This window comes from Corynebacterium sp. A21 (assembly GCF_052266655.1).
Lineage (GTDB): Bacteria > Actinomycetota > Actinomycetes > Mycobacteriales > Mycobacteriaceae > Corynebacterium.
The window spans coordinates 355643-367894 of sequence record NZ_JBQPQY010000002.1; the positions used below are offsets into that span (position 1 = coordinate 355643).

Below are 12252 nucleotides of genomic sequence, written 5' to 3' on the forward strand. Positions count from 1 at the left end.
ATCCTTCAAAGAAGTTAGCGGTCAGGACAACTTGGAGAAGATCTCTTCGTCCAGTTTGTCGGACCATGGCTCCAGGTCGATTGACTCTTCGCCCAAGTTCTTGGCCCACTCACCGTGGGTGGCATAACCCTTGTCGTAGCCAAGATCCACAACGATCTTGGTCCATTTATCGCGGAGCTCCTCGAAGCGGAGGACAGCAGCCTCCGGATCTTCAATACTCGCCGGCGCATTGGTGATCATGTTCTCTCGAACTCCGGCGAAATGGTCATCGAGTGCCTTTTGCAGGTCTTCCTCGGGTTGGATTATCTCCAGTTCCATTTCCGAGTCATTCTGGTGGAATCGCTTCTGCTCATTGAAGTAGCCCTCATAGTAGATCTGCATGAATTCTGCGCGGTTTTCATCAAAGGCAGATTTCTGTTCCTCGTTCAGAGAATTCATGAAGCTTGTGCCCGAAGCCAAGGAGATACTGTTCCATCCCGGGAAATCGACTTTGGTGAAGTTCTTGCCTATTTCCCAGAGCCCGAGTCCTGTCATATCTGGCTCAGCTCCAACGAAGCAGTCCACTACTCCGCGTTCAAAACCCTCATAGATTTCGGCCCCCGATAAGGTCACCGGTGTCATTCCCAGAGATTCGACGGCATCAGCGTAGAGTTCTCCGCCGACCCGAACACGCTTCCCGGCTGCGTCCGCGAGCGATTCAACCGGCTGTTTACACAGCAACTGGTAGTTATCATGGTTCTGAAAACGCGGGATGAGCGGGTAGCTACCAGCGTCTTCCAGTTCCGCGGACAGCTCGGGGACGGTGTAGGCCCACTCGACGGTTGCTGCCGCACTGGCCAGTAGCCCGACGACTGGGCGTTCATCACTCCCGTAACCGAGCTGTGCAGCCCAGGCATCGATGGGGAAGGAAGCTGGGGTGTAGGCCATTCCCAGATAGCCCAGATCGATGACTCCACCGTCGAGACTGGTGGCAACCTCAGGCTGTTTAACCAGAGAATCCGCAAAGTAGTGCTCGAAGGCCAGTTGGCCATCCGAGTCCTTGGACACAATATCGGCGAACTGAGTCATGGCGGTGCTCATCATATGGTCCGGACCATAAGGCGGGTTTGCCTTGACCAAGGTTTGCTCGCCGGAAGCACTGGCATTTGACACATCACCACTATCTGTCGACATCCCACCTCCCCCACAGGCAGCGAGGGTCAGTGCAGTCAAGGATAGAATGGCGGCAACTGGCCAAAAAGAACTGCGCTGACGGTGGAAAGGCTGACTCTTGGTACTGTTTTTCACAGAAGGCCCCTCATAAGGATCGATGGATGAAAATTTCGATGTGTCGACAGTTTAAGTCCGTGACCCCAATCACGCAAGTGACTCAAGGCACAATCAATGGATGACTGTCATCAAAATCTCAGCTATCCCCAGGTTCAGTCCCGTGCTACCACGCAACAGGGTCCCCCAAGGAGCTGGCGCCCAACCCTCAACGGGGTCAGATGACGGCCCATCCAGCTGCAGCAAGCGCAAGTCTCAAGGGCGAGCATGAGGAACTCATCATGACTGCGCCAGCCGGATCCTTGCCTGCGAATGTTGTCACCAGCCACTTCCTGGCCCCACCGAGAACCCTATGCCAGCCATCACCCCTTTTTCAGGTGCCCTATATGTGAAAACGCATCAACCAATACCTTAATAATGACGAATACCGGCACACCCTTCCGCCCCAAACTGCCAGGAAATCGGGCAACCGCCAGCCCCGAAGGCCGACGCATATCCCGCGCATCTTGAAACGACAATCTCGAGATCCAGAGAATAGGAGCGAGCTGAAAGTATGAACAATCAGGGCTTTGACCGTGCCACGGCCTTCCGATGGGTGGCGGTGGTTCCACTGTCGCTACTGCTTGGCTGGCTATTCTCCCGCTGGCACGTCCCAGCCGCCTGGATCTTGGCCGGAATTATTGCCGCCGGCGCATCATCTTTGCTCAATGGGAATACGCTGCCAGTCAACCGAACTCTCTACACCTTCGGTGCCGGCATCGTCGGGATCATGGCGGGAATTCCGCTGGTAGGAGAATCGCTAGACACGCTGGTGAGTTTCCTTCTTCCCGGCCTCATGGTCGCTGCCATGACCATCAGCATTGGACTCACCGGAGGCCTGCTCCTGGCGCGGTCGCAAAAGGAGATCAGTCGCGAGACAGGTGCCTTGTCCATGCTTGCTGGCGGAGCTGCTTTCATGCCCGCGATCGCAGAAGAGATAGGAGCTGATACTCGCTATGTCGCCCTCACGCAGTATCTTCGCTTGCTGGCGGTGGCACTGTCGCTGCCGATAGTGACGAGTTTCTTGTCTGCTCCCCTGCCTCGTGGACCTGAGGCGCTAAGCGCAGGAGAGCAACCCTGGTGGATCGTCCTAGCAGTCATAGCGATGGCCGTGGGTGGAGGACCACTCGCAAAACTACTGAGGCTTCCCGTACCCGCCATCCTCGGCCCTTTGGCTCTCTCAATTGGGGTCTCCCTGCTCCTTCCTCAGGAGCTGAGTCTGCAGCCGCCCGAAACTCTTCGAATTATCGCTTTTCTCTCGATCGGATGGCTCTGCGGCGGTACCCTATCCATGGCCTCACTTAAGCTTTTCGGCCATCAATTGCCCATCACTCTCACCTTTATCGCGATTTTGATCGGCGCTTGTGCTCTGTTTGCATATCCGCTCGCAGGCTGGCTCGATATTTCCTACTACGATGCTTACCTGTCAACCAGCCCTGGCGCCATGGACACCGTCCTAGCCATCTCCAGCGAGACTGGTACCAGCCCCGAGGTTGTAGCCATTCAGTTAATTCGCCTGATTCTCATTCTTCTCGTCGCCGCATCCTTGCCGAGAGTCATCAGATTCATCACCCGGAGCTGAGCCAGACATGTCCTTCCCCAAAGTTCCAGACCTCCTCGGAGCTATCTGATCAGCCTGGCGGTACAGACCATCCAACGAGCACATTAATTGCCCTATCCAATAGTGCTCGGAGTTTACTCTCACCCCCATGGGGCAAACCCCTACCCGCTCGGGCCAGGATGAACGTCGCTAGATCCGAGAACGAGCATCTGCTTTCAATCTGACTGGGCCCAAGCACCGAGACCTTCAGAACGACTTGATTTGGCCGGGTTTCCCGCCCCGATCCAAGGCGCACTCTCCCCTAGAGCCCGAAAAAGCTCCAACCGCGTTGCGGCTGGAGCTTTTCAGTGCTGAGTTCTACTCGCTCGGCAGCGGCTCAGTCTCAATGACTGCTTCAAGCAAGGTGCTGAACTCCTCATCGGTGCCGGCACCGGTGAGCAGGATCCGGACATCCTCGAGGTCTACCGCCCAAAGATCTCGGACGTCATTGTCCTCGGAGCTGTAGATCTGGACTTCTTCACCGGCGATATCCTGGGTGCGCTCCAAGGTGCGGGGATCTGGGTCGATGCCCTTCACCGCATCCTCGAGCAATTCCCCGCTCTGGGTCAGCTGCAAGTAGCCGCCATCGACGGTGACCCAGCCGACGGTGACCGCCGGGGTATTACCGAGGAAGCTGCGGCGGGCCGAGTTGGTCACCCACCCTTCCGGGTTCTCCGGAAAACGAACCGGAAAATTCATTGCCCGGGCTTCCATCGAGGTGAAAGTTTCTGCATCCACCTCCTGCACGGGGCCTTGTTTCGGGGCGCCTGGGTTCCAGGTGCACATGCCGGTGAAACCGACCATGAGCACCATCACGAGGACGACCACACCGACGGAAAGGAGCATGTCCTTGCCGCCTTGGAGGATACGAGGTTTTTCATCAGCCACATCAGCCAGTATGGCATGCCTTGCCCAAGGCACGGAATTTCCGCCCCAGAGTGAGACATACGTGACCTATCCCCCTCTTTCGGGTGGTCAATCTCCCAAAAGCGGACGCAGAAGGTGGAAGAATGGGCGAACGTAGGACCAGGCAGGTTGACCCCGAGCCAACCCTCACCCTAAATATCGCCAATGCGAATCCATCTTCTTCAGGAGGCCGTACACACATGAACGCAAAAGCCAGCGAAAGCCTGGACCGTAACCTCGCAATGGAGCTGGTCCGAGTCACCGAGGCTGCAGCCCTGGCTTCCGGCCGCTGGGTCGGACGCGGCATGAAGAACGAAGGTGACGGTGCCGCCGTCGATGCCATGCGCCAGCTGATCAACTCCGTGAACATGCGCGGTGTGATTGTCATCGGCGAGGGCGAGAAGGATGAAGCCCCGATGCTCTTCAACGGTGAGAAGGTCGGCACCGGCGAGGGCGCTGAGGTTGATATCGCCGTCGATCCGGTCGATGGCACCACCCTGATGGCGGAGGGCCGCCCGAATGCCATCTCCGTCATCGCCGCCGCCGAGCGGGGCTCCATGTACGACCCCTCCGCCGTCTACTACATGAAGAAGCTGGCAGTGGGCCCCGAGGCCGCGGGAAAGGTGGACATCGCCGCTCCGGTGGATCACAACATCAACGCGGTGGCCAAGGCTAAGGGCGTCGCTGCTTCCGACGTCACCGTCGTGGTGCTGGACCGCCCCCGCCACAAGGATCTGATCGCCGATATCCGTCGCGCCGGAGCCAAGGTCCGTTTGATCTCCGATGGCGACGTCGCAGGTGCCATTGCCGCTGCACAGAGTTCAAACTCCATCGACATCATGCTGGGCACCGGTGGCACCCCGGAGGGCATCATCACCGCGTGCGCCATGAAGGCCATGGGCGGCGAGATTCAAGGCATCCTCGCCCCGCAGAATGAGGCCGAAGCACGTAAGGCCCTCGATGCCGGCCACGAGCTCAATCGGGTGCTGTTCACCAACGACCTGGTCAACTCCGACAACTGCTACTTCGCAGCCACCGGCGTCACCAACGGCGACATGCTCCGCGGCGTGAGCTACCGCGCCAATGGTGCCACCACCCGTTCACTGGTCATGCGCTCGAAGTCCGGCACCGTCCGCCACATCGAGTCGGTGCACAAGCTGGCCAAGCTGCAGGAGTACTCCGTGGTGGATTACTCCGGCACTCCCGGCATCTAAACTCTCTACCCCTGACTCTTAACCAGTCAGCGAAAAACCAGGCAGGCCCCAATGGCCCTGCCTGGTTTTTTTATGCCTACCCCCAGCAGTGTCGACCCTGAGCTACTTTTTTGGGCGGTTCTTCCTGTGGCAGCCTGCCGCGAGAGCGCGGTCCACGGACAGGCATGGACGAGAAACTCTGCATTTACTTGGATAAATAGCCATTCACAGTCAGGAAAACAGATAGTCCGAGTCACATCTCTTGACAAAATGTGTCCCGTGCAACAAGATTGAGCCACTGATGAAGTGTCGACTCTTTAAGTGATCCAGGACTCACATTCAAAATCCCAGGGAAGCTGCCTTCCCTCCGGTTCATGCCCCGTCGATACTCAAGTTCAGGCAAAATAGCTCCCCAAGCCTCCCTTTAACCAAGGAGAACACCATGGCCCCGACGTCAGACCCTCAAACTGTGTCGACAGATCCGCCAGCGAATAAGGCAGAAACCCGGCAGAAGCTCCGTACCGTCGCCGGTGCCAGCCTCGCCGGCAATGCAATCGAGTACTTTGACTTCTCGATCTACGGTCTCGCCGCCGCGCTGATCTTCCCGAAGCTCTTCTTCCCCGGATCTGATCCTTTCATCTCGACGCTGCTGACATTTGCGACTCTGGCCGTCGGTTTCATTGCCCGACCACTCGGCGCGATCATCTTCGGCCACTACGGCGATAAGATTGGCCGCAAGCCCATCCTGGTGATCACTCTGCTGATGATGGGCGCCGTCACCGTCTGCATCGGCTTCATGCCGGGTTACGCCACCCTCGGGATGCTCGCTCCGATCCTGCTGGTCACCCTCCGTTTCATCCAGGGCATCGCGTTCGGTGGCGAGTGGGGTGGAGCCATCCTCATGGCATTCGAGTACGCCCCCGAGGAGCGCCGCGGTTTCTTCGCCGCGGTACCCCAGGTGGGTCCGGCTGCCGGTTCCATTCTCGGTAACGCTGCTTTCCTGGCCGTCACCTTCCTCCCCGATGAACACCTCTACTCCTGGGGCTGGCGCATCCCCTTCATTTTCTCCATTGTCCTGGTGTTCGTCGGTCTGATGATCCGGATGAAGATCGCGGAGTCCCCGGACTTTCAGACCTCCAAGGACCGCGGCGAAGAGGTCAAGGTTCCGCTGACCGAGGTAATGAAGAACCACATGAAGCCGGTCCTGCTCGTTATCGGCGGATTCCTCGGCTACGGCACCTTCTCCATCATCATCATGGTCTACCTGGTCAACCACGGCACCAACAACCTGGGTATCGCCCCAAATGTCATGCTGACGGCAACTCTGGTGGCCTTCATCCTCCAGATCCCCACCGTCCTGTTCTTCGGAAATCTCTCCGACAGAATCGACCGTCGCAAGCAGGTCGCGATCGGTACCCTGCTCGCCATGGTCGCCATCATCGGCATGATCGCGGGACTCCAGACCACCAATACCTTCATCATCATCGGTGCCTATGCGGTGGGATTCGGCATCCTCTACCCCATCACTTATGGTGCACAGCCGGCACTATTCGCCGACGCTTTCCCCACCCCGGTTCGTTTCACCGGCATGTCCCTGGGCTATCAGGTCTCCAACGTCATCGGCTCTGGTTTTGCCCCAATGATCGCGGCCACCTTGTACCAGATCACCGGAAGCATCTGGTCTGTCGCGATCTTCGTGGTCCTGACTCTGGTGGTCTCCCTGATCTGCTTGGTCTGGCTGGTCGTCCTAGCTAATCAGCGTAAAACCATGGAGGCCGAACTCGCTGCCGCCGACGCCCTCCGAACAGCGGTAATCGCCAACACACCGGTTCCTGCAACCGTGGAAGGACGTTAATCATGAGCACCATCATCATCGGCGGTGGACACGGTGGTGTCCAGACTGCAGAAACCCTCCGGGCAGGAGGATACCGGGAACCGATCATCATCGTCGATGCCGGCCGCGAGCTTCCCTACCAGCGTCCACCACTGTCCAAGGACTATATGAGGGTTGATTTCGAGGCTGCTCCACTTCCCATCAGGGAGGCAGAATTCTACGCCGAGAACGACATCAGGCTGCTTCTTGAGACGACCGCAGAGCATATCGACCGCGCGACTAAGAAACTTCATACCTCCGCCGGGGTCTTTGACTATGACAACCTGGTGGTCGCCACCGGTGCCCGCCCTCGTCTCTTGCGCTGTGAAGGTGCCGAGGCCGCCGGAGTCCACACCCTCAAGACGCTTTCCGACGCCGAGTTACTTAAGGCGGGCATCGATGCCGCGGCGAAGGTGGTGGTCATCGGCGCCGGATTCATCGGCATGGAGTTCGCCGTCGCTGCCCTCAAGCACGAGTGTGAGGTCACTGTCCTAGAGTTTGCGGATCGTCCCATGAACCGTGCGCTGACTCCCTATAGTGGCACCTGGTTCGCTCAGCGCTACGAAGAACACGGCATCAGCATGCGTTTCAATGAAGGACTGGAATCCATCGAGACCGATGAGTCCGGCAGAGCCATCGCGGCGATCTCCACCACCGGAGATCGCTACGAGGCTGACCTCATTGTCGTGGGTATCGGCGTGGCCCCCAATGTCGAGATCGCTCTCGAAGCCGATCTCAGCGTGGACAACGGGATCGTGGTCGACGATTCCCTGCGCACCTCTGACCCTGCCATCTTCGCCATTGGAGACTGCGCCGCATTCACCTCCGGCCCGGCGCGGATCCGCTTGGAATCCGTGCAGAACGCTACCGATCAGGGCAGGCACGTCGCCAATGCCATCCTCGGCACGGAGGAGTCCTATGCGGTCATTCCCTGGTTTTGGTCCACCCAGGGACGGTACCGACTGCAGATGACCGGTCTGGTTCTCCCCGAGGACGAGATCCTGGTCCTGGGTGATCCCGGGAAGAAGAAGTTCTCCGTCCTGGCTTTCCGGAACGGGGAGCTGGTCGGGGCCGAGTCAGTGAACTCCCCCGCAGATCAGACCATCGTCCGAAGGCTCTTCACCGAGCAAATCCGCCTCCCGCTATCGGAAGCGGAGTCCCCGGACTTCGATCTGCGAAAGCACCTCAAGCTCGCCACTGTGGCGTCCTCTTAGAACCCTCTACGTGAATCGGAGAACCACCATGTCCACTCCTGCTGTCCCCCGCACCCTCACCACCACCAGCCAGGCGCAGAAGACCGCCAATATTCTCTACGGTCTCGACTCCCCGAATATGACCATGCAGGCCGAACACATGGTCGTCGGTGCCAGTGGCCCAGTGGAGATCCCGTTGCCGACCTTCCTGATCGAGCATGACAAAGGCCTGATCATGGTCGACACCGGCTTCCACCCCTGTGTCTGCGAGGACCCCGCGTTGCTCTTCGGTGACCGCCCAGAGACCTCGATGATCGAGTCCAAGCCGGAAGAGACCGTCGAAGCTCAGCTGAAAATGCTCGGCTACACCCCGGCCGATATCACCCATGTCATCGTCTCCCATCTCCACACCGATCATGCTGGTGGGCTCTTCCAGTTCCCGAATGCTGAATTCATCGTCGGCCCCGGCGAGCTTGAGTACGGCAGGAATCCGAACCCGGAGTCCGCTCACTTGGTAATGGACCACGACTTCCTTTCCGATGAAGTGCTGTCCTTCAACTGGACCACCATCAGTTCCGATCGCCATGACCTCTTCGGCGACGGCGCTATTGAGTTGCTCCACCTCCCCGGTCATACTCCGGGGCAGATGGCGGTCCTGGTTCGGCTGCCCGGCCAGAATATCGTCCTCTCCTCAGATGTGGTCCACCTGCGTGAAGCTGTCGAACTCCTCTCCCCCGCTCCTACTGACGCTGACCCGGAGCTCGCGGTCGAGAGCATCAAGAAGCTGATCCAAATCACTGAAGAAGAGGATGCCAAGCTCTGGATCATCCATGACTACCGAGATTGGGCTGAGTTCGGCGGACCGCGCACCCCGGTCCGCTAGTAGCCGGGCGCAGGCACGCGAGGGGGCATCGTCTCCTCGCGCTTTCCCTTTCTCTCTGGAACCAACTCAAAGGAACAGATCAACATGAGCGCCCCCACCACTGAACGACAAATCTCGAAGTTGCTCGAACTCTTCGATCTCCGCGGTACCCATGCACTGGTCACCGGCGGTGCCAGCGGCATCGGATTCCACATCGCACGGACCCTAGGGGAGGTCGGCGCCGAGGTCACCCTGTTGGACCGGAACCCGGAACAGTTGCAGGCCGCCCTGGATATCCTGGACGAAGCAGGAATTACCGCCCGCGTAGTCGAGGTAGACATCACCGACTTTGAGGCCTTCGATCGGGAGCTGCAGGTCTTGGCAGCACAACATCCTTTCCAGGTGGTCTTCGCCAATGCCGGTATCTCCGCTGGCCCCGGACCCATTAATAGCACCGGTACCCTCGCTGACTTCGACCGGGCGCGCTGGCAGGATGTCATTGACGTCAACCTGACCGGGGCTGTCAACACCATGTCCCTGGCTAGCCGCCATATGGCTCCAGCGGGTCGGGGCCGGATCATCGTCACCGCTTCACTTGCTGGAGTAAGGGCAGATCCGCTGGTTGGCTATGCCTACGCGGCGTCTAAGACGGGAGTGATCGGCCTGGTGCGTAATGCGGCCTTGGAGCTTGCAGGCAAGGGGATCACCGTCAATGCGATCGCCCCTGGGCTCTTCGAGACCAATATCCGCAAGAATAACCCGGCGGCCAAAGCCTTAGACGGGGCCTTCGCCAAGATGTCGGCACTCCACCGCTCCGGACAGCTCGCGGAGCTTGAGGGACTCGCCATCTTCCTCGCCTCCCGTTCTTCTAGCTATGTCACCGGAGCGGTCCTCAACATTGACGGTGGCGGTCAGCATGTCGGCCCCACCTCTTTGTATCCGGAAGTCTGACCGAAACGCAGCCGTCGCCTCAGCACCTGAGGCGACGGCTTTGGTCTGGGTATCGAACTCTGAGCCACACTTAGCGACGCCACGATCTCCCGGGTACTCCGCTGCCCCATATTCAGCGGTTCTTCCTCACCCTCCGAAGCCTCGTCAGTGACGGGATATTCCTCCAGCCACACTCCTACTAACTGCGGAAATAGTGGTCCCCGGCTCCGCATTGTGCGGAACCGGGGACCTTTTCCATGGAGATCTGGATCAGCTTAGATCAAGCTTCTGCTCGCGTGGAACCAGCTGAATCGGCACATAATCGTGGCCGAAGGCCTGATAAGCGACGGCCTGCCGAGGCTCACCGACCAGCTCGATGCGGTCGACCCGCTCCAGGATTGCCTTGAGCAGTACCCGTGCTTCGAGACGGGCAATCAGATTGCCGGCGCAGGTGTGGATGCCGAAGCCGAAGGAAAGATGACCCTTCTTCATGTCACGGTCGATATGGAACTCATTCGGGTTCTCGTACTGGCGGTGGTCGCGGCCGGCACCGAGCCACATAGTCAGAATCTTGCCGCCCTCCGGAATCCGCGTTCCACCGACGACGACCTCTTCCTTGGCGTAGCGGCCACCATAACGGGAAGCCGGGTAGAAACGGATGGCCTCCTCCCAGGCATTCTCGAGCAGCTCCGGATTCGTCTTCAGCAACTCCCACTGGTCCGGGTTATCCGCAAAGGCACGGAACATCGAGGCGAGTGAGGCGGTGGTGGTGTCGAAACCTGCCGCGAAAATGGACTTGAGGATCTGACGGGCATTCTCCTCCGTGAGCGTGCCCTCATCAGCCATCTTGTAGAGCTGGTCACCCACTCCTCCCTCAGCCTGACGATCTCGGTAGGTGTTCTCCTCTACCCACTGCTGGGCTTCAGCGGCCAGGGCCAACTTCTGCTTCTGGAACTCACTCGGCGGGCCGAAGACGTTGAACACGCCCTCACCGAACTTCAGCAGCAGGTCACGGCCTTCCGCTGGGAGTCCGAGCATGTCGGGGAAGACTTTGAGGACATACCGGACGGCGAGATCCCTGAAGGCGTCGACCTCGACGGGGCCGTCGATAAGCAGCTCATCGACGAGGCGCTCCGCCTCGGCGGTGAAGTACTTCTCGAACTTCGCCAGGTTCTCACCGGAGAGCACCGACATCACCGCGTTCTTGGAGACCGTGTGTGTCGGCGGATCCTCCAGCACCAGAACCTTCGGGCGGAAAGGATTGTCCTCGTAGAAGGGTCGATCCGAGGAACCGATGCGGCGGAAATCACGCAGGGCTTTCTGCATTGGAGCGAATTGGGTGATGGCGTAGTAGTCGTACTTCTTGATGTAGACCACGGGGCCGAGCTCCCGGACCTCGCCATCAGCTGCATGCGGGTTCAATAGGGATTCCATGGCGAAGGGATCGCCCTCGTAGACGGGAGCTTCAATAACTTCAATGGTGGAGGTCATGGTCTCATTCCTTATCTATTGGGGTGGTGGTGTTTAGGTTCCGGCGGTGCGAGGTTCCGGGGCTTTGCCGGTCTCCATCCAGTTCAAACGGGTACGGACACCTTGGAGTGCCATCTCCGGATGGGTGAGGATGAAGAAGTTCTTCTGCTCGATTGACTCAAGCACCTGTCGGGCGACCTCGCTGGGTTCCATGCCCTTTTCCTCGGTCACCTTCGCCAGCCGGGCGATCTCCGACTTACGTGCTTCTTCTTCCGCAGCTGGTACATCCGAGGGGCGGTTGCGCTCAGCATTGGTCATATTGGTCTTGACCGGACCGGGAGCCAGCACCGACAGCGATACCGGGCTATTTCTCGCCCGAAGTTCAATCTCCAGAGATTCGCTCATACCGAGAATCGCCATCTTCGAGGCACAGTAAGGAATCATCGTCGCGGTGCCGGAGGCAAATGCCGCCACCGAAGCGGTGTTGACGATATGGGCGCTGTCCTGTTGCTCAAGGTAAGGCAGGAAGACGCGGCAACCATTGAGAACCCCGAAGAAGTTGACATCCATGACCCACTGCCACGCGGCCGCTGGGATCTGGCCGAAGCTACCGCCGGTCTCCACGCCAGCGTTATTGCACAGCACGTGCACCGCGCCGAAGGTCTCAACGGTCTGCTTCGCCAGGTCTTCCAGGTCCTCAACCTTGCGGACATCAGTGCGGACACCGATGACCCTTTCGGCGGGATATCCCTTCTCGAGGAGGGCTGCCAACGCCCGGTCGAGCGCGGCATCCTCAATATCGGCGATCACGGCGTTTCCTCCGGCTTCAAGGAAGGCCTCGATGAGGGCGAAACCGATACCACTGGCACCACCGGTCACCACCGCGGTGCGGTTGCGAAAGTCACTCATGGTTATTCTCC

General features: G+C 59.1%; 10 protein-coding genes. 6 read left to right on the forward strand and 4 right to left on the reverse strand.

Annotated elements, in window-relative coordinates; translation table 11 throughout:
- Positions 1–21 precede the first annotated feature (21 nt).
- Positions 22–1173, reverse strand: a complete 1152-nt coding sequence (locus ACTU46_RS05820) for a C4-dicarboxylate TRAP transporter substrate-binding protein (protein WP_443380278.1) — start codon at positions 1171–1173, stop codon at positions 22–24.
- A gap of 646 nt (positions 1174–1819) precedes the next feature.
- On the opposite strand from ACTU46_RS05820, the gene ACTU46_RS05825 reads away from it, so the two are divergent.
- Entirely contained in the window at positions 1820–2887 is a 1068-nt protein-coding gene (locus ACTU46_RS05825) for an AbrB family transcriptional regulator (RefSeq protein WP_443380280.1), read from the forward strand.
- Positions 2888–3223: 336 nt separating this feature from the next.
- Here ACTU46_RS05825 and ACTU46_RS05830 read toward each other — a convergent pair whose 3' ends face one another.
- Positions 3224–3793: a DUF4245 domain-containing protein gene (locus tag ACTU46_RS05830; protein WP_443380282.1), complete on the reverse strand. Its 570-nt coding sequence runs from the start codon at positions 3791–3793 to the stop codon at positions 3224–3226.
- A 218-nt stretch (positions 3794–4011) separates the two neighbouring features.
- Between ACTU46_RS05830 and glpX the strand changes: the two genes are divergently transcribed.
- The 5 genes from glpX (at position 4012) to ACTU46_RS05855 (ending at position 9883) form a co-directional block, all read left to right on the forward strand.
- Entirely contained in the window at positions 4012–5025 is a 1014-nt protein-coding gene (gene glpX / locus ACTU46_RS05835; RefSeq protein ID WP_443380284.1) for a class II fructose-bisphosphatase, read from the forward strand.
- 421 nt (positions 5026–5446) lie between these two features.
- Positions 5447–6859, forward strand: a complete 1413-nt coding sequence (locus ACTU46_RS05840) for an MFS transporter (protein ID WP_443380286.1) — start codon at positions 5447–5449, stop codon at positions 6857–6859.
- A 2-nt stretch (positions 6860–6861) separates the two neighbouring features.
- Positions 6862–8091, forward strand: a complete 1230-nt coding sequence (locus tag ACTU46_RS05845) for an NAD(P)/FAD-dependent oxidoreductase (protein ID WP_443380288.1) — start codon at positions 6862–6864, stop codon at positions 8089–8091.
- Between the two features lie 28 nt (positions 8092–8119).
- Positions 8120–8953 (forward strand): N-acyl homoserine lactonase family protein, encoded by an 834-nt coding sequence (locus ACTU46_RS05850; protein WP_443380290.1) that lies wholly within the window; start codon positions 8120–8122, stop codon positions 8951–8953.
- Positions 8954–9037: 84 nt separating this feature from the next.
- Positions 9038–9883: an SDR family oxidoreductase gene (locus ACTU46_RS05855; RefSeq protein ID WP_443380292.1), complete on the forward strand. Its 846-nt coding sequence runs from the start codon at positions 9038–9040 to the stop codon at positions 9881–9883.
- 249 nt (positions 9884–10132) lie between these two features.
- On the opposite strand, the gene ACTU46_RS05860 is transcribed toward ACTU46_RS05855, so the two are convergent.
- A complete protein-coding gene (locus ACTU46_RS05860; RefSeq protein WP_443380294.1) occupies positions 10133–11353 on the reverse strand; it encodes a cytochrome P450 in 1221 nt (406 codons plus the stop codon).
- A gap of 33 nt (positions 11354–11386) precedes the next feature.
- Positions 11387–12241, reverse strand: a complete 855-nt coding sequence (locus ACTU46_RS05865) for an SDR family NAD(P)-dependent oxidoreductase (protein ID WP_443380296.1) — start codon at positions 12239–12241, stop codon at positions 11387–11389.
- Positions 12242–12252: the final 11 nt, after the last annotated feature.

What these genes read in the sequence shown, in the direction of transcription:
- ACTU46_RS05840 (WP_443380286.1), top strand. Translation starts at nt 5,447, where the DNA reads ATGGCCCCGACGTCAGACCCTCAAACTGTGTCGACAGATCCGCCAGCG.
- ACTU46_RS05845 (WP_443380288.1), top strand. Translation starts at nt 6,862, where the DNA reads ATGAGCACCATCATCATCGGCGGTGGACACGGTGGTGTCCAGACTGCA.
- ACTU46_RS05850 (WP_443380290.1), top strand. Translation starts at nt 8,120, where the DNA reads ATGTCCACTCCTGCTGTCCCCCGCACCCTCACCACCACCAGCCAGGCG.
- ACTU46_RS05865 (WP_443380296.1), bottom strand. Translation starts at nt 12,241, where the DNA reads ATGAGTGACTTTCGCAACCGCACCGCGGTGGTGACCGGTGGTGCCAGT.
- ACTU46_RS05855 (WP_443380292.1), top strand. Translation starts at nt 9,038, where the DNA reads ATGAGCGCCCCCACCACTGAACGACAAATCTCGAAGTTGCTCGAACTC.
- glpX (WP_443380284.1), top strand. Translation starts at nt 4,012, where the DNA reads ATGAACGCAAAAGCCAGCGAAAGCCTGGACCGTAACCTCGCAATGGAG.
- ACTU46_RS05825 (WP_443380280.1), top strand. Translation starts at nt 1,820, where the DNA reads ATGAACAATCAGGGCTTTGACCGTGCCACGGCCTTCCGATGGGTGGCG.
- ACTU46_RS05820 (WP_443380278.1), bottom strand. Translation starts at nt 1,173, where the DNA reads ATGTCGACAGATAGTGGTGATGTGTCAAATGCCAGTGCTTCCGGCGAG.
- ACTU46_RS05860 (WP_443380294.1), bottom strand. Translation starts at nt 11,353, where the DNA reads ATGACCTCCACCATTGAAGTTATTGAAGCTCCCGTCTACGAGGGCGAT.